The sequence below is a fragment of the Bradyrhizobium sp. cir1 genome (genome assembly GCF_014198245.1).
Lineage (GTDB): Bacteria > Pseudomonadota > Alphaproteobacteria > Rhizobiales > Xanthobacteraceae > Bradyrhizobium.
The window spans coordinates 470,334-487,689 of the sequence record NZ_JACIHE010000001.1 but is presented as its reverse complement, the minus strand read 5'-3'; the positions used below and the strand labels follow the sequence as shown (position 1 = coordinate 487,689).

Here is a 17,356-nt window from a genome sequence, read left to right as displayed (position 1 = left end):
AAGGAGCGACTGCCAATTCTAGCGCGGCAACGCCGAGGCCGCGCCTGAGGCGGGCAGGGTGGCCGTCTCCGCCTCACGCCTGCGATAGGGCTCGCCGGCCGCATCCAGCACGGGATAGGCGACCGAGCAGATATGCGAGTGGATGCGGCGCAGATCGCGCAGCACGTCGAGATGCAGCGAGGTGGTTTCGATGGTCTCGGGCCGGCCCTCGCGCAGGCGGTCGAGATGGCGCTCGACGGCGGCGAGCTCGGTGTTCTTCAGCGTGGTCTTCTCCACCAGCAGCTTGCGCGCTTCGTTGGCATCGCCCGACATGAACACGCCGAAGGCGATCCGCAGCGATTCCATCGTGCGCTTGTGGAAGGCGGCGAGCTCCTCGGCGCCCTCGGCCGAGAACTGGAAGCGGCGCTTGATCTTCTTGGTCGCAAGCTCGCTCAGGCTCTTGTCGATGATGTCGCCGATATGCTCGAGGTTGATGGCAAAGGAGACGATCTCCATCGCGCGCCGTCCCTCGCTCTCGTCGAGGCTGCCGCGCATCAGCTTGGTCACGTAGAGCTTGATGGCCTCGTCGAGACCGTCGACGGCATTGTCCATCTTCGAGACCTGGTCGACCAGCGCGCGGTCGCCGGTCATCATCGCAGTCATCACCTTGCGCAGCATGATTTCGACGAGGTCGCCCATGCGCAGCACCTCGCGGGCGGCGTCGGCCAGCGCCAGTGACGGCGTCTCCAGCGCGCTCTCGTCGAGATAGCGTGGCCGGGCCGGGTCGGTCTCCTGCACGCGATCGGGCAGCAGCCGCGTCAGCAGGCGCGACATGGTGTCGAGCAGCCCGATGAAGATGATGGCGGTGCCGAGGTTGAAGGCGACGTGGAAGGCGGCCGTCATCTTCGCGAGATCCGGCTGCCAGGCATGCATGTGCGCGGCGATCACGCCCAGGAACGGCAGCACGAGCGCGATCCCGACCACGCGGTTGACGAGATTGCCGACCGGCAGGCGATAGCTCGCGGGATCGTCGCGCCTGGCACCTTCGAACACGGGATTGATGGCGCTGCCGAGATTGGCGCCCAGCACCAGCGCCAGCGCCGCCTCGGGCGAGATGAACTGCGAATAGGCCAGCGACATGATCAAGAGCACGCTGGCGACGCTCGAATGCACCGCCCAGGTGACGAGCGCGGCGATGACGATGCAGAGCACGGGATCGCCGGTTACGGCCGACATCACGACGCGCATGCCGGGTGCGTTCTCCGCCGGCGCCATCGTGTCGAGCAGGATGTGCAGCGACAGCAGCATCAGGCCGAGGCCGATGCAGACGCGGCCGATGTCCTTGATCCGGGAGCGCGGTCCCGAGCGGAAGGCGACGAGGCCGAGCACGAACAGTACGGGGGCTATGGCGGCGATGTTGAACGACAGCACCTGCACGATCAGCGTCGTGCCGACATTGGCTCCCAGCATGATGGCGAGCGCGGCGGCTAGGCTGACGAGGCCCTCGGCCGCGAACGAACTCGTGATCAGGGCGGTTGCCGTGCTGCTCTGGAGCAGCGCGGTGAGCCCGAGGCCAGCCGCAAATGCGCTGATGCGGTTGCCCAGCGCCTTGCCGAGCAGCCGCCGCAGGTCGGGACCGAACGCGCGCAGGATTCCGCTATGGACCATGTGCAGGCCCCACAGCAACAGCGCAACGCCGCCCATCAGATCGAGCAGAACCAACGTACCCATGCTCCGTGTCCGGATTGGAGTCGATTGGTGAGGCTAGCGCCAAACGTCGGCGGATCAACCCTTTGTTGGCGCGTTGGCGTTAACGTTTGCCGTAACTGCGCGTTCCTCAGGCGCAATGCCTCGTCAGTGTGCTCACATTGCCGCCTTGAGGGCAGCGAAGCCGCGATCGAGATCGGCCTTGAGGTCGTCGGTGCTCTCGAGGCCGATGTGGAGTCGCAGGGTAGGGCCGCCCGGCGACCACTTGGTCGCGGTGCGATAGGCGTCGCAATCGAAGGGAATCGCAAGGCTCTCGAAGCCGCCCCAGGAAAAGCCCATGCCGAACAGTTTGAGCGTGTTGAGCATGGTATCGACGGCCTTCTGCGGCGCCGGCTTCAGCACGATGCTGAACAGGCCCGAAGCGCCAGTGAAGTCGCGCTTCCAGATCGCATGGCCGGGATCGGTCTCCAGCGCCGGGTGCAGCACGCGAGTGACCTCGGGACGGGCTGCCAGCCAACGCGCCATGTCGAGCCCGGAGCGATGATGCTGTGCCAGGCGCACCGACAATGTGCGCAGGCCGCGCAGTGCCAGGAAGACGTCATCGGGTCCGGCGCAGACGCCGAGCAGGCGGATGCCTTCCGCGATCTGCGGCCAGGCCTTGGCGTTGGCGGAGATGGTGCCGAACATGATGTCGGAGTGACCGCCGATATATTTGGTGGCGGCCTGCATGCTGATGTCGACGCCCTGTTCGAGCGAGCGGTGATAGAGCGGGGTCGCCCAGGTGTTGTCGTCGATGACCAGCGCGCCCTTTGCATGCGCGACCTCGGCAATGGCGCGGATGTCGGGCATCTCGAACGATTGCGAGCCGGGCGCCTCGACCAGCACGGCGCGGGTGTTGGGCTTGAACAGTCTGTCGATGCCGGCGCCGATCAGCGGATCGAAATAGGTGGTCTCGACGCCGTAGCGGGTCAGCATGCCGTTGCAGAAATTGCGCGAGGGCCGATAGACGTTGTCGACAACCAGAATATGGTCGCCGGCCTTCAGCACCGAGAGCAGGGTGGTGGAGATCGCCGACAGCCCCGACGGCACGATGCCGACGCCGGCGCATTGCGGCCCCTCCAGCGCCATCAGCGTGTCCTGGAACGCCCTGGTCGTCGGGGTGCCGTGGCGGCCATAGGTGAACTCGCCGCGATGGGCATGGAGGTCCTCGGCGGTCGGATAGAGCACCGTCGAGCCGTGGAACACCGGCGGGTTGACGAACCCTTTCTGTGCCTTGGTGTCGCGGCCGGAGGTGACCAGCCGGGTCTCGGCCTGTTGCTGGGAGGGGTGCGAGGAATCCATGCGTCTGCTTTCAAAACCGCGTTTCCCGCCGGGCGCTTTGCGCCGTGCGGGCCGGCCGAAAGGCCGCTGTCGTTAATAACAGAACACAGAAGAGTCCCGTCAACCCCTTGACCCGGCTCGCCAGTCGTTCTGTGATGCGCAGGTGCTATTCAGTCGCCGCATGTTGAGGGGCCTGCCGCGACCTTCGATCCATCGTCTGACCGAACCTTGCGCCACGGCCATCACGGCGGGCGCTGCGGCGGGGATTAAGGTATGGCCTCCCAGGATCGGCGAGTGTTCGGCAAGGTTTCCCAGCATGACTCTTGCAGGGCTACCCCTGGCAGAGACGATCCTGAGACAACATTCCTGACCTTGAGACGACTTTGAAAGGCCTTCAGCCCATGAAACGCGTAGCCCTGGTTCTCACTCTCGCTCTCGCCGCCGGCCTGTCCGCCCAGGCCGCCGATGCGCAAACGCTCAAGACCATCAAGGACCGGGGCACGCTGTCCTGCGGCGTCAGCCAGGGCCTGCCGGGTTTCTCCTCGCCCGATGACAAGGGCAACTGGACCGGCCTCGACGTCGACGTCTGCCGCGCGATCGCGGCCGCCATCTTCAACGACCCGACCAAGGTCAAGTTCGTGCCGACCTCGGCCAAGGACCGTTTCACGGCGCTGCAGTCCGGCGAAATCGACCTGCTCTCGCGCAACACCACCTGGACCATCTCGCGCGACACCTCGCTCGGCGCCAACTTCACCGGCGTGACCTATTATGACGGACAGGGCTTCATGGTGAAGAAGTCGCTCAAGGTGAATTCGGCGCTCGAGCTCAACAGCGCTTCCGTCTGCGTGCAGACCGGCACCACCACCGAGCAGAATCTTGCCGACTACTTCAAGGCCAACAACATGAAGTACGAGGTGATCGCGTTCGGCACCAACGACGAAACCGTCAAGGCCTATGAAGCCGGCCGCTGCGACGTCTTCACCACCGACCAGTCGGGCCTCTACGCCAATCGCCTCAAGCTCGCCAATCCCAACGACCACATGGTGCTTCCCGAAATCATCTCGAAGGAGCCGCTCGGCCCGATGGTGCGCCACGGCGACGACCAGTGGTTCGACATCGTGAAATGGACGCTGTTCGCGCTCGTCACCGCCGAAGAGCTCGGCATCACCTCGAAGAATGTCGACGAGAAGGCGAAGCTGGAGAGCCCGGAGCTGAAGCGCGTGCTCGGCAGTGACGGTAATTTCGGCGAACAGCTCGGCCTGACCAAGGACTGGGTGGTGCGGATCGTGAAGGCTACCGGCAATTACGGCGAGGTGTTCGATCGCAACGTCGGCGCCGGCTCGCCGCTCGGCATCAATCGTGGTCTCAACAATCTCTGGAACAAGGGCGGTCTCCAGTACGCGCCGCCGATCCGCTGATCCTGCTTGATCAGCGGCACGCGGCGATGAGCACCGAGGCTCGAAAACCGCCGGCCCAGATCGCGCTGAAGATCAGGCGCATTCTGGGCGGCAAGGCAGGCTGGAACGGCGTCGCCGTCCAGTTTGCCTTCGCCGCGATCCTGGGTTGGATCGGCTACGAGATCGTCTCCAACGCGCGCGCCAACCTCGAGAACCAGCACATCGCCGCCGGCTTCGGCTTCCTGCGCAACAATGCCGGCTTCGACGTCAACCAGACGCTGATCTCCTATACCGGCTCGGACACGTTCCTGCGCGTGTTCGTGGTCGGGCTTCTCAACACGCTCGTCGTCTCGGTGGTGGGCATATTTTTCGCCACCGTGATCGGCTTCATCGTCGCGCTGTGCCGGCTGTCGCCCAACTGGCTGCTGTCGCGCGTCGGCGAGATCTATGTCGAGATCATCCGCAACCTGCCGCTGCTGTTCCAGATCCTGTTCTGGTACCTGGCGGTGCTCGCGGCCCTGCCCAATCCGCGACAGAGCATTTCGGTGCTCGGCATCGCCTTCATCAGCAATCGCGGCCTCGTCATTCCCCGCCCGATCGGCGAAAGCGGGTTCGAGCCGTTCCTGGCGATGCTGGCCCTCGGCATCGTCGTCTCGCTGGGATTGCGCTTCTACGCCAGGCGCGCGCTGTTTGAGCGGGGGCAGGTGATCCGCATCTGGCCCTCTGTGCTGGCCTTGCTGTTCGGGCTTCCACTGGCCACCATGCTGGTCTTCGGTCTGCCCTTCACCTTCGAGCTGCCGCAGCTCAAGGGGTTCAATTTCGCCGGCGGCTCGCGCATCATTCCGGAATTCGTGGCGCTGACGGTGGCGCTGTCGACCTATACCGCCGCCTTCATCGCCGAGATCGTGCGTGCCGGCATCCTGTCGGTGCACAAGGGACAGATGGAGGCGGGGTCTTCGCTCGGTCTCAGCCGCGGCGCCACGCTGCGGCTGATCGTCGTGCCGCAGGCCATGCGCGTCATCGTGCCGCCGCTGACCAACCAGTATCTCAACCTCACCAAGAACTCCTCGCTGGCGGTCGCGATCGGCTATCCCGACCTCGTCTCGGTGTTCGCCGGCACCTCGCTGAGCCAGACCGGGCAGGCGATCGAGATCATCGCCATGACGATGGGCGTCTATCTCCTGATCTCCCTCGTCACCAGCGCAGTCATGAGCGTCTACGGTTGGCGCGTCAGCCGGAGCCTTGGCGCATGACCGATATCGCCTCATCCTCCTTCGTCCGGCACGATCTCGTAAACGAGCGGCCCGCGCCGGTGAAGACCACGGGGTTCATCGGCTGGGTGCGGACCCGCCTGTTCAACTCGCCGACCAACATCCTGCTCACGATCCTCGGCGCCTTGCTGCTCTGGTTCACCATCGTTCCCAGCGTGAAGTTCCTGATGGTCGATGCGGTCTGGAGCGGCCAGGACCGCGCAGCTTGCCTGACCGAGAACGCGGGTTTCGCTGTCGGCGCCTGCTGGCCTTATATCCAGGCCAAGCTGCCGCAATTAATCTACGGCTTCTATCCCGAGGCCGAGCGCTGGCGGGTCAATCTCGCCCTCGTCCTGGCGGCTGTGCTGCTGCTGCCGCTGCTCGTGCCGCGCCTGCCGGCCAAGGGCTTGAATGCCGGCCTGTTCTTCTTCGCCTTTCCGGTCGTCGCGTTCTTCCTGCTGCATGGCGGCGGCATCAAGGGCTTTGGCCTGAGCTGGACGGCCGGCCTGCTGGAGCTGTTCGACGACAGCATCACCGGCGCCGGAAACGTCGTGCTCAATCTCAGCAAGACCTCGGCCATGGCGCCGCTGCTGTGGATCATCGGCAACCTGATCGTGTTGGTCGGCACGGCGATCCACTGGCTTGTCTTCCCGCTGATCTGGCTGCGCGACCAGATCCAGGGCTCGGGCCAGTCGGTCTGGGCCGACTTCGCCGTCACGACCGCCGTCGTCTCACTGATCGCCTTCGTCCTCGGCGGCGGCCTGCGCACCGGATGGCGTGCGCTGGCCGCGAGCATCGCGACTTTCCTCGCCATCGCGATCGTGATCAAGCTGATGGGGCTCGATCACGGCGGATTGCCGGTGGTGCAGACCAGCCTATGGGGCGGGCTGCTGGTGACGCTGGTGGTCTCCGTCACCGGCATCGTCACCTCGCTGCCGATCGGCATTGCGCTCGCGCTCGGCCGCCGCTCGACCATTCCGCTGATCCGGATATTCTCGATCGCCTTCATCGAGTTCTGGCGCGGCGTGCCGCTGATCACCGTGCTGTTCTTCGCCACCTACATGCTGCCGCTGTTCCTGCCCGGCAATTTCACCGTCGATGGCCTCGTGCGCGCGCTGATCGGCATCGCGCTGTTCACCGGCGCCTACCAGGCCGAGAACGTGCGCGGCGGGCTTGCCGCGATCCCGCGCGGGCAGGGCGAGGCCGCCGCCGCGCTGGGACTCTCCTGGTGGAAGACCACCTCGTTGATCGTGCTGCCGCAGGCGCTGCGCCACGTCATTCCAAACCTCGTCAACAGCTTCATCTCGCTATTCAAGGACACTTCGCTGGTCTCGATCGTGGCGCTGTTCGACCTTTTGGGTTCGCTTCGCGCCTCGTTCTCGGATCCGAAATGGTCGACGCCGTCGACCGCATTCACCGGCTTTGCCTTCGCCGGGATCATCTACTTCATCTTCTGCTTTGGAATGTCGCGCTATTCGCTGTTCGTCGAGCGCCGCCTCAACGCCCACCGCCGCAACTGATCGAGCTCACCATGTCCGACCCTATCGTCAAGATTTCAGGCCTGAACAAATGGTACGGTGAATTTCACGTCCTGCGCGACATCGACCTCGAGGTCCAGAAGGGGGAGCGCATCGTGATCTGCGGGCCCTCGGGCTCCGGCAAGTCCACGCTGATCCGCTGCATCAATGCGCTGGAGGAATTCCAGGAGGGCGAGATCGTCGTCGACGGCATCGAGCTCGGGCCCAATCTCAAGCACATCGACGCCGTGCGCCGCGAGGTCGGCATGGTGTTCCAGAGCTTCAACCTGTTTCCGCATCTGACGGTTCTGGACAATTGCACGCTGGCGCCGATCTGGGTGCGCAACATCCCCAAGAGGGACGCCGAGGCGACCGCGATGAAGTTCCTGGAGCGGGTCAAGATCCCGCACCAGGCCAACAAGTTTCCGGGCCAGATGTCCGGCGGCCAGCAGCAGCGCGTCGCGATCGCCCGCGCCCTGACCATGAACCCGAAGGTGATGCTGTTCGACGAGCCGACCTCGGCGCTCGACCCCGAGATGGTCAAGGAGGTGCTCGACACCATGGTCGACCTCGCCAAGGAGGGCATGACCATGCTGGTGGTCACCCACGAAATGGGCTTTGCGCGCGAGGTCGCCAACCGCGTGGTGTTCATGGACGCCGGCCAGATCATCGAGGCCAACACCCCGAACGAGTTCTTCGCCAGCCCCCAGCACGCCCGCACAAAGCTGTTCCTGAGCCAGATTCTGCGGTGAGCGCCCGCAGTCCGGCGGCCCCGCCGGGCCTGACCGGTACGTAAGCTTGGCACCATGCGAATCGGCTTGGCTCTTTTCGGACCATCCTCCGGAGAGAAACCTTGCAGAGCAGTCTCGGCGCGCGCGCCTACCAGAACGCGCGATTGCAGCAGAAGTTGAGGAAGCAGGCGGACGCCGTCATGTCTTTCGCCATCGAGGCGCTGGGGCAGGGCAGGCTTGACGAGGTCGAGACACTCTGCCGCGAGATCCTGAAAGAGGTTCCGGATCACTTCCACGCCACGCACCTGCTCGGCCTGCGGGCGTTCGACGGCGGGTGGCTCGAGGACGCGCAATTCCTGCTCGAGCGTGCGACCATGCTCGATCCGCGTTCGCCCGATGCGCACAGCAATCTGGGGGCTGTGTATTTCGCGCTCGAGAGATTCAAGGATGCCCGCGCATGCCAGGAGAAGGCCATTGCGCTGAAGCCGAATTGTCCGATCACCCTGACCAATCTCGGCAATACGATGCTGCATCTCGGCCAGGCCAAAGAGGCGGTCGAACTGCACGATCGCGCCATCAGGCTGAAGCCGGACTATGCCGATGCATTCTGCAACCGTGGCATGGCGCAACTGATGATCGGTCAGTTCGAGCGCGCCGGGGAGAACTTCGATCGCGCCCTGTTGTTTCAGCCGCGCCACGCGGAAGCGATCGCCGGCAAGGGCATGGTGAGCCTCGAGCTCCGGCACTTCGAGGCGGCGGAAGCCGCCCTCGATACCGCGCTGGCGCTCAAGCCGGGTTCACCCAGAATTCTGGTGCAGCGCGGACGGCTCTATTTGACGCTGTCCCGGCTGCAGCAGGCGGCAGCGGATTTCGATGCCGCGCTGGCGCAATCGCCACGGAACGAGCTCGCGCTGTGCTGGCGGGCGCAAGTCGACATTATGGTACGGAACACAGCGGGCGCGATGGTGGGCGTCAAGAAGCTGCTCGAGGTCAATCCGCAATCCGAGGCGGGCATGGCGCTCCTGGCCGCCTGCTATGTGAATCAGGGCGACATCGCGACGGCGCTCGAGCATCTCGACGCGGCGCTGGCGATCGCGCCGGACTTTCCGGAGGCCATCGGATACAAGATCTTCGTGCTGGATTACCTGCCGGAGGCCGATTTCGTGGTCCAGCAGGCGGCACGAAAATACTGGTGGGATCAGATCGGCGCCAAGCTTCCGCAACGGACGCTGGCGCCGCGCAATCTCGATCCGGACAGACAGATCGTGATCGGATATGTCGCTTCCGAATTCAGGCAGCACTCGGCCGCGTACTCGCTGCTGCCGGTGCTGCGTAATCACGATCGCGCCGGGTTCAAGATCGTCTGCTATTCCTGCTGGCCGTTGCAGGACAGGATGACCGAAAAGTTCAAGGCTTGCGCAGACGTATGGGTCGAGGCCGCGCAGTTTTCGGACGACGAACTGGCCGATCGCATCCAGGCCGACGGAATCGATATTCTGGTCGATGTGTCCGGCCATACGACCGGCAGCAGGCTCCATGTGTTCTCACGGAAGCCGGCTCCCATCCAGGTCACGGGCTTCGGGCACGCCACCGGTACGGGTCTGCAGACCATGGACTATGTGCTCGCGGACCCGATCTTCATTCCGCAATCGGCGCGGCATCTGCTGGCCGAAAAGGTCTATGACGTGCCGTGCCTGATCACGATCGATCCCATCCTGGACGTGCCGCCTTCGGAGCTTCCCATGCTCCGCAACGGCTATGTGACCTTCGGCGTGTTCAACCGCATCTTCAAGATCTCGGACGAGGCGATCCGGGTGTGGTCGAAGGTGATGCGCGAAGTGGCGGGATCGAAGATCATCGTCAAGAACGGGCTGCTCGACGATCCCATGTTGCGCGACCGGCTGGTCGCGCGGTTCGTGGCGCAAGGTATTGCCGAGGAGAACGTCATCTGCATGGGCACGACGCCGCGCAACGAGCATCTGCGGGCCTTTGCCAATGTCGACATTTCACTTGATACCTTTCCGCAAAACGGCGGCATCAGCACCTGGGAATCCCTCTATGCGGGCGTACCTGTCGTCGCCAAGCTCGGCAACGGCTCGTCATCGCGTGCCGGCGGGTCGATCGTGGCGGCCGTCGGTCTTGGCGACTGGGTTGCCGAGGATGACGAGGGCTATGCCGCGATCGCGTGCAAATATGCCGCCCAGCCAGCGCATCTGGCGAAGCTGCGCGCGGAATTTCCGGCCCGGATCGCGGCTTCGCCCGCCGGCAATGTCGAGGCCTACACGCGCATGGTCGAGGCGGGGTATCGCCAGTTCTGGCGCGACTACTGTACGTCGCCCTCTGAAGGCGGTGAGGTTGCGTAGGCAGATCGGCTGCGCCGGATGAGCATACGTGAGCACCGGGAAATCCCGGGGCGTTGCCGGCCGGGCTGGCCAGGCTTGCGAATCAGCTAGACTCCTCCTGGGCCATCCTCCGGAGAGCAATCTTGCAGAACAGCGGCGCCGGCGCACGCGCATTCCAGAACGCGCGATTGCAGAAGAAATTGATGAAGCAGGCGGACGCCATCATCTCCGCCGCGGCGAGCGCCTATGGCCAGGGAAAATATGCCGAGACCGAGGCGCTCTGCCGTGAGATCCTGAAAGCGCTTCCGGATCATGTCGACGCCATGCACTTGCTCGGGATGTGCGCGCATGACGGCCGACGCCTCGAGGAGGCGCAGGAACTGCTCGAACGCGTGATTGCGCTCGATCCGCGCCTGCACGATGCCCACAACAACCTTGCAACCGTGCATTTCGATCTCGGCAATCTAGAGGAGGCGCGGCGGTGCCAGGAGAAGGCGATCGCGCTGAAGCCGAATTTCGCGGTGGCGCTGACCAACCTCGGCAATACGCTGATGCATCTGGGGCAGTACGAGCAGGCGCTCAAGCTGCACGAGCGCGCAATCAAGATCAAGCCGGACTACGCCGATGCATTCTGCAATCGCGGCATGGTCGAGATGTTGCTCGGACAGATCGAGCGCGCCAAGGAAAGTTTCGATCGCGCCCTGCTGTTTCAGCCGCGGCACGCCGAGGCGATCGTCGGCAACGGTATGATCAGCATGGAGCTTCGGCATCACGAGGAGGCGGCAGCCAAGTTTGCCATGGCGCTCGCGATCAAGCCGGGCTCGCCCAGGATTCTCGCCCAGCGTGGGCGGCTCAGTTACGAGTTGCAGCGCCTGGAGCCGGCGCTTGCGGATTTCGAGGCCGCGCTTGCGATTTCGCCCAAGTTCGAGCTGGCTCTCCAGGGCAAGGCACAGGCCTGTCTCGTGATGGGAAAGACCGCGCAGGCGATGGCGGCCGCGACGGCCTTGATCGAGCAAAATCCGCGCTCCGAGCTCGGCTTGGCGCTGATGGGTTTCTGTTATTCGAACCAGGGAGAGATGGACGCCGCGATTGAATATCTCGATCGCGCGCTGGCGATAAGGCCGGACTACGAGGATGCGATCAGGGGCAAGATCTTCTTGCTGGACTACCTTCCCGAGGCCGATTTTGCGCTCCAGCAGGCGGTGCGACGCGATTGGTGGGACTTGATCGGCTCCAAGCTGCCGCGGCGGACACTGCCGAAGCGGCCGCTCGATCCGGACAAGCAAATTGTAGTCGGCTATGTCGCTGCCGAATTCCGGCAACACTCGGCGGGACTCACCTTGCTGCCGGTGCTGCGCCATCACGATCACGCCAACTTCAAGATCATCTGCTACTACACCTGGCCGGGAGCGGACGAGTACACCGCCATGTTCAAGCAACTGGCGGACGTCTGGGTGGACGCCTGGCAGCTTTCGGACGACGAACTCGCCGATCGCATCGAGGCCGACAATGTCGACATCCTGATCGACGTTTCGGGCCACACGAACACTAACAGGCTGCAGGTTTTCGCGCGGAAGCCGGCTCCGATCCAGGCCACCGGCTTCGGACATGCGACGGGCACGGGCATGCAGACCATGGACTATGTGCTCGCGGATTCCGTTTTCATTCCGCCATCGGTCCGGCATCTGTTTCCCGAGAAGATCCACGATCTGCCGTGTCTGATCACGATGGAGCCCGTCTCGGATCTGCAGCCATCGGAGCCGCCGATGCTGCGCAACGGCTACGTCACCTTCGGCGTGTTCAACCGCATCTACAAGATTTCGGATGATGCGATCCGTGTGTGGTCGCGCCTGATGCGGGAGCTGCCGGGGTCGAGGATCATCCTCAAGCATGGTTTGCTCGATGAACCCCTGCTGCGCGATGGCCTCGTCGCACGCTTCGTCGCGCAGGGCATTGCCGAGGAGAACATCACCTGCCTGGGCTTCACCTCGCGTAGCGAGCACCTGTTGGCCTTTGCCGGTGTCGATATTTCCCTTGATACGTTCCCGCAAAATGGCGGCATCAGCACCTGGGAATCGCTCTACGCGGGTGTTCCCGTTGTGGCCAAGCTCGGCAACGGCGCCCCCTCGCGGGCCGGCGGCTCGATCATGGCTTCTGTCGGTCTCGGCGACTGGGTCGCCGAGGACGACGACGGCTATATCGAGATCGCCCGGAAATTTGCCTCGCAGCCGGCGCTTCTTGCGAAGTTGCGCGCAGACCTGCCGGCAAAGATTGCAGCCTCGCCCGCCGGCAATGTCGAGATCTACACGCGTGAGCTCGAAGCGGGTTACCGCCAGTTCTGGCGCGACTATTGTGCTGCAGCTCGGACAGCGACGACGTAGCGTAAACCGGCCGAGCCCCGGCGCGCACGGGGACGCCCGTCCCCGACGTGAGGCGGCCGCCGCCGATCAGACGAACGGCGGCTTGATGTTGCTGCGCTTCTCCAGCCATTCCGGCACCGGAAGGTTCTTGGCGCGCATGAAATCCGCGTTGAACAGCTTGGACTGATAGCGGCTGCCGGAATCGCACAGCACGGTGACGATGGTCTTGCCCGGCCCGAGCTGCTTGGCGAGCCGCATGGCGCCCACAATGTTGATGCCGGTAGAGCCGCCGAGGCACAGGCCTTCGTGCAGGAGCAGGTCGTAGATCACCGACACGGCCTCGGCGTCCGGAATCAGGAAGGCATCGTCGACCTTGGCGGTCTCGATCACGGCCGTGACGCGGCCAAGGCCGATGCCCTCGGTGATGGAGTCACCCGGGGTGGATTTGGCCTGACCGTTCTTGAACAGCTCGTACATCGCAAATCCGTGTGGATCGGCGCAAGCATTGACGATGCCGGGGTGCTTCTCCTTGAGATAGCGGCTGGTGCCGGCCAGCGTGCCGCCGGTGCCGACCGAGCAGATGAAGCCGTCGATCTTGCCGCCGGTCTGCTCCCAGATCTCGGGGCCTGTCGACTCGTAGTGCGCCTTGGCGTTGTCGAGGTTGTTCCACTGGTCGGCGAACAGCACGCCGTTCGGCTCGGTCTTGCGCAGCTCGTCGGCGAGCCTGCGGCCAACATGCTGGTAATTGTTGGGATTGGCGTAAGGAAGGGCCGGGACCTCGATCAGCTCGGCGCCGCACAGCTTCAGGAAGTCCTTCTTCTCCTGGCTCTGCGTCTCCGGGATCACGATCAGCGTGCGGTAGCCGCGGGCGCTGGCGACGACCGCGAGCCCGATGCCGGTGTTGCCGGCGGTCGCTTCCACCACGAGACCCCCGGGTTTGAGCTCGCCGCGCTTCTCGGCCTCCAGGATCATCCATTTGCCGGCCCGGTCCTTCACCGACTGGCCGGGATTCATGAACTCGGCCTTGCCCAGGATGGTGCACCCGGTCAATTCCGAGGCGCGCTTGAGCTTGATCAGCGGGGTGTTGCCGATGGCTTCGACAACGTTGGTTCGAAAGGTCATGTCGGGGGAAATCACTGGCAAAGGGTTGATCTGATTGGCCAGAACCTAGTGCCTGGGAGGCCAAAGGGGAAGGCTTTTGCGTTGCGGCGAAGGTGGTGGACGCGGCCCGCGGAGCGGCGATATTCCCTAGCAAGGAACAGCGCGAATGATGCCGGGATGCGATCCCGGATCTCGGTGGAACGAATATGCCCGGCGACCGTCGGGACACGGAAGATATCGGTCGTCGCAAGCAGCTCTCGCAGCCAATCTCTACCGCGTGCGCGCCGGCTGGCCGCGCATGGGTCCCGGACGAGTTGAGTGGCATCCGGAGAAACGTGCGCGGGCCGGGTGTTCGTGCCCGATTCTTAACGGTCTTGTGAGAGCGGCCCGCTACGCCTTGAGACGGAGCTGAGGCCGCATGCAGCTCGTTGCCGACCGGTGCAGCCGGATGAAGCCGCATCACCTGGGTGTGGCGCCAATATCACATGAAATCTTGGTAAGCTTGAGCGCCCATTCCGGCGCCGTGAAAGATCGAGAAGTCACTGCAAGACAGGCATATCTTGCATTTTCATGATCGCGATGGGGAGGCGCATGGCCCGCCACCTCGCACCTGCGGCACTGTCCCGCTGTTCCGCGCCCGGCTAGTATGAAGCTCAAGGTTCCGCAGAAAGCATCACCTGTGCACGAGTTGCCAAAAGCCTCCCGACGACCCCGCCGCGAATCGGTTAATCCGGCGGCGCGGTGGCGGCTCGATCTGCCCGGCGGGGGGTGGATGTGACACAGAATGTTCCGGTGATCGCCGTCCGGCGGTCTCTAGGGTCTGCGTCCCGGACGCGTCGTGCAGCGCGCTGGCTTGCCGTGCTGTGCCTGGCTGCAAGTTCAGGCGCATGCGTGCTGACGCAGGATCTTCCGGATCCCGCGCTCGATGTTCCCGCTCAATACAAATATGCCGGGAAGGGCGATGCGCCGCCGTCGCTGGACTGGTGGCGCGGCTTCCGCTCCAACGAGCTGACGCAGCTGATGGAGGAGGCACAGACCGTCAACCTCGACATCGCCGCCGCCGTCTCCCGCATCGTCCAGGCGGACGCGCAGGCGCGGCAGGCGGGTGCGGCGCTGCTGCCGAGCCTGTCGGGGGGCGGATCGGAAACCTATTCGCGCACCTCGGGCTCCTCGTCGTCCGGCCTCACCAATGGCGGGCGCGAAGTCGTCAACTATTCGGCCTCGCTGAGTGCGAGCTACCAGCTCGACTTCTGGGGCCAGAACCGCGATGCGCTGCAATCGGCGGAAGAGACCGCAAACGCCAACCGCTTCGATCGCGACACGGTCGCTCTGACGACGCTCGCCGCCGTCGCCAATGCCTATTTCCAGGTGCTGGCCTCGCAGGACCGCCTGCGGACCGCGCAGAACAACATCACGAGCGCACAGCGCATCCTCGATGCCATCAAGGATCGCCGCAAGGCCGGCACCGGCACGGATCTCGACGTTGCGCAGCAGGAGAGCGTGCTGGGCAACCAGAAGGCGTCAGTGCCGCCGCTGCGCCAGACGCTCGACCAGAATAGAAATGCGCTCGCCGTGTTGGTGTCACGGCCGCCCGAGAGCGTCCGCATCGCCGGCGGCTCGCTGAACAGCGTCGCGATTCCGCGCGTCACGCCCGGCCTGCCGTCGGAAATCCTGACGCAGCGGCCCGACATTCGTCGCCAGGAGGTGCAGCTCGCCTCGGCCACCGCGAACATAGGCAATGCCCGCGCGCAGTTCTTTCCAACCATACAGTTGACCGGCAATGGCGGCTATCAGAGCTCGGCGCTCGTGTCGCTGTTCCAACCGCACGCAGCGTTCTTCCAGCTCGTCGGCAGCGCGACGCAACCCATCTTCGATGGCGGCAAGATCCTCGGCAATTTCGAGTTCGCCAAGGCACGGCAGGACGAACTGCTCCAGATCTACCGCAAGACGATCGTTCAGGCGTTCACCGACGTCGACAACGCGCTGTACTCGATCAAGCAAACCACGATCAAGCTGCAATTGCAGCGCGATGTCGTCACCTCGTCCCGGCGCGCGTTTGATCTCGCCGAGCAGCAATTGCACGCCGGCACCGCCGACATCGTGACCGTGCTGAACGTCCAACAGACACTATTTCAGGCGGAAGACGCGCTTTGGCAGGCCCAACTCGCACGGCTTCTCGCCATCGTCAGCCTGTATCAGGCGCTCGGCGGCGGCTGGGAGCCGCGCATGGAGAAACCGGTCAATGCTCTTTAAGCCGGATACGAAGGAAGGCGCGAAAGAGGGCACGGCGACCAGGTCGCGCGGCCGCGGCTTCGTCATGATGCTGATCACGCTCGCGATCCTCGGCGGTCTCGGCTATTTCGGATGGACCGTCTGGCATCAGCAGCCACAGCAAGCGAACGGCCGTAACCAGCGGCCCGATCTGCCGGTGCCGGTGCTCGCCGCCACGCCGCGCATCCAGGATGTGCCGGTCTATCTCGACGGCGTCGGCGCGATCCGCGCGCTCAACACCGTGACCGTGCGCTCACAGGTCGACGGCAAGCTGATCGCGGTCAACTTCACCGAGGGCCAGGACGTCAAGAAGGGGGACGTGCTCGGCGAGATCGATCCGGCGATCTACCAGGCGCAGTACGATCAGGCGGTCGCCAAGAAGGCGCAGGACCAGGCCCAGCTCGCCAACCAGCGCATCGATCTCGCGCGCTACGAGCAGCTGGCTGCCTCCAATGCCGGCTCCAAGCAGCAGGCCGACACCCAGCGCGCGCTGGTCGCGCAGACCGAGGCGCTGGTCAAGGCCGACCAGGCAGCGATCGACAACGCCGCGGCAACGCTCAGCTACACCAAGATTGTGGCACCGCTGTCGGGGCGCGCCGGCCTGCGCCAGGTCGACCAGGGCAACATCATCCACGCCGCCGACACCACCGGCCTCGTGGTGATCACGCAATTGCAGCCGATCGCGGTGTGGTTCAGCCTGCCGCAGCAGCAGATCATGCGGGTCAACGCGGCAGCCGCCAAGGGTACGCTCGCGGTCGACGTGTTCGGCAACGACGGCATCACCGTGATCGACACCGGCAAGCTGACCGGCATCGACAACCAGGTCGACCAGACCACCGGCACGCTCAAGCTCAAGGCGGAATTCCCCAACGCCAATTACCAGCTCTGGCCCGGCCAGTTCGTCAATGTCCGCCTCAAGGTCGAGACCTTGACACAGGCGCTGGTGGTGCCGACATCGGCGGTGCAGCGCGGCCCGATCGGCACCTTCAGCTATGTCATCGGCGAGGACAATGTCGTCTCGGCCAAGCCCGTGACGGTGACGCAGCAGAACGAGCATGATGCTGTCATCGCCAGCGGCTTGTCGGCGCACGACAAGGTCGTCACCACGGGCTTTGCCAATCTGTCCGACGGCTCCAAGGTGGTCGTCGGCCGCGACGACCAGACCCCGTCGGCCGATCTCGCCCCGCGCAAGCGCTCGCGCGGACCGGACGCTCAGAAGAAGGACGGTCAGAAGGATTCGCAAAAGGACGGACAAGCCAGGGACGGCGAGTTCCGCGCCAAGCGAAACAGCACTGAAGGCGACCAGAAGGGACAAACCGGTCCGGCACCGGGGCCGGGGGCATCGGGATCTGGAGCCAAGCAGCCATGATCTCGACAACAG

The 17,356-nt window shown here is 64.5% G+C and carries 11 protein-coding genes; 8 read left to right on the top strand and 3 right to left on the bottom strand.

Translation table 11 applies throughout. The annotated features are described in order from the left end of the window. Positions 1–18: 18 nt before the first annotated feature. Positions 19–1,710 carry a Na/Pi cotransporter family protein gene (locus GGD63_RS02305; RefSeq protein ID WP_183239271.1) on the bottom strand — a complete coding sequence of 564 codons (1,692 nt, stop codon included), beginning with the start codon at positions 1,708–1,710 and terminating at the stop codon, positions 19–21. A 132-nt stretch (positions 1,711–1,842) separates the two neighbouring features. Then, positions 1,843–3,027: a cystathionine beta-lyase gene (gene metC / locus GGD63_RS02300; protein ID WP_183239270.1), complete on the bottom strand. Its 1,185-nt coding sequence runs from the start codon at positions 3,025–3,027 to the stop codon at positions 1,843–1,845. Between the two features lie 380 nt (positions 3,028–3,407). Here metC and GGD63_RS02295 point away from each other — a divergent pair, with 380 nt between their 5' ends. The 6 genes from GGD63_RS02295 to GGD63_RS02270 all read left to right on the top strand — a co-directional run bounded on the left by GGD63_RS02295 (position 3,408) and on the right by GGD63_RS02270 (position 12,624). Continuing rightward, positions 3,408–4,424: an amino acid ABC transporter substrate-binding protein gene (locus GGD63_RS02295; RefSeq protein ID WP_183239269.1), complete on the top strand. Its 1,017-nt coding sequence runs from the start codon at positions 3,408–3,410 to the stop codon at positions 4,422–4,424. A 26-nt stretch (positions 4,425–4,450) separates the two neighbouring features. Then, positions 4,451–5,656, top strand: coding sequence for an amino acid ABC transporter permease (locus GGD63_RS02290; RefSeq protein ID WP_183239268.1), 1,206 nt, complete (start codon positions 4,451–4,453; stop codon positions 5,654–5,656). Next, on the top strand, positions 5,653–7,173 hold the full coding sequence (locus GGD63_RS02285) for an amino acid ABC transporter permease (RefSeq protein ID WP_183239267.1): 1,521 nt from the start codon (positions 5,653–5,655) through the stop codon (positions 7,171–7,173). Before GGD63_RS02290 ends, GGD63_RS02285 begins: the two co-directional genes overlap by 4 nt. Before the next feature lie 11 nt (positions 7,174–7,184). Continuing rightward, positions 7,185–7,922 (top strand): amino acid ABC transporter ATP-binding protein, encoded by a 738-nt coding sequence (locus GGD63_RS02280; protein ID WP_183239266.1) that lies wholly within the window; start codon positions 7,185–7,187, stop codon positions 7,920–7,922. Positions 7,923–8,023: 101 nt separating this feature from the next. Then, positions 8,024–10,264: a tetratricopeptide repeat protein gene (locus tag GGD63_RS02275; protein ID WP_183239265.1), complete on the top strand. Its 2,241-nt coding sequence runs from the start codon at positions 8,024–8,026 to the stop codon at positions 10,262–10,264. Positions 10,265–10,386: 122 nt separating this feature from the next. After that, on the top strand, positions 10,387–12,624 hold the full coding sequence (locus tag GGD63_RS02270; protein ID WP_183239264.1) for a tetratricopeptide repeat protein: 2,238 nt from the start codon (positions 10,387–10,389) through the stop codon (positions 12,622–12,624). A gap of 66 nt (positions 12,625–12,690) precedes the next feature. On the opposite strand, the gene GGD63_RS02265 is transcribed toward GGD63_RS02270, so the two are convergent. After that, complete coding sequence (locus GGD63_RS02265) at positions 12,691–13,725, bottom strand: cysteine synthase A (RefSeq protein ID WP_183239263.1); 1,035 nt, start codon at positions 13,723–13,725, stop codon at positions 12,691–12,693. A 747-nt stretch (positions 13,726–14,472) separates the two neighbouring features. Between GGD63_RS02265 and GGD63_RS02260 the strand changes: the two genes are divergently transcribed. Together GGD63_RS02260 and GGD63_RS02255 are read left to right on the top strand one after the other, a co-directional pair. Next, entirely contained in the window at positions 14,473–15,957 is a 1,485-nt protein-coding gene (locus tag GGD63_RS02260) for an efflux transporter outer membrane subunit (protein WP_183239262.1), read from the top strand. Continuing rightward, complete coding sequence (locus GGD63_RS02255; RefSeq protein WP_183239261.1) at positions 15,947–17,344, top strand: efflux RND transporter periplasmic adaptor subunit; 1,398 nt, start codon at positions 15,947–15,949, stop codon at positions 17,342–17,344. The genes GGD63_RS02260 and GGD63_RS02255 overlap by 11 nt, the downstream gene beginning before the upstream one ends. Positions 17,345–17,356: the final 12 nt, after the last annotated feature.

Excerpts from the sequence above, each read along its gene's own strand:
- GGD63_RS02280 (WP_183239266.1), top strand. The coding sequence starts at position 7,185 with ATGTCCGACCCTATCGTCAAGATTTCAGGCCTGAACAAATGGTACGGT.
- GGD63_RS02305 (WP_183239271.1), bottom strand. The coding sequence starts at position 1,710 with ATGGGTACGTTGGTTCTGCTCGATCTGATGGGCGGCGTTGCGCTGTTG.
- GGD63_RS02285 (WP_183239267.1), top strand. The coding sequence starts at position 5,653 with ATGACCGATATCGCCTCATCCTCCTTCGTCCGGCACGATCTCGTAAAC.
- GGD63_RS02295 (WP_183239269.1), top strand. The coding sequence starts at position 3,408 with ATGAAACGCGTAGCCCTGGTTCTCACTCTCGCTCTCGCCGCCGGCCTG.
- GGD63_RS02255 (WP_183239261.1), top strand. The coding sequence starts at position 15,947 with ATGCTCTTTAAGCCGGATACGAAGGAAGGCGCGAAAGAGGGCACGGCG.
- metC (WP_183239270.1), bottom strand. The coding sequence starts at position 3,027 with ATGGATTCCTCGCACCCCTCCCAGCAACAGGCCGAGACCCGGCTGGTC.
- GGD63_RS02265 (WP_183239263.1), bottom strand. The coding sequence starts at position 13,725 with ATGACCTTTCGAACCAACGTTGTCGAAGCCATCGGCAACACCCCGCTG.
- GGD63_RS02290 (WP_183239268.1), top strand. The coding sequence starts at position 4,451 with ATGAGCACCGAGGCTCGAAAACCGCCGGCCCAGATCGCGCTGAAGATC.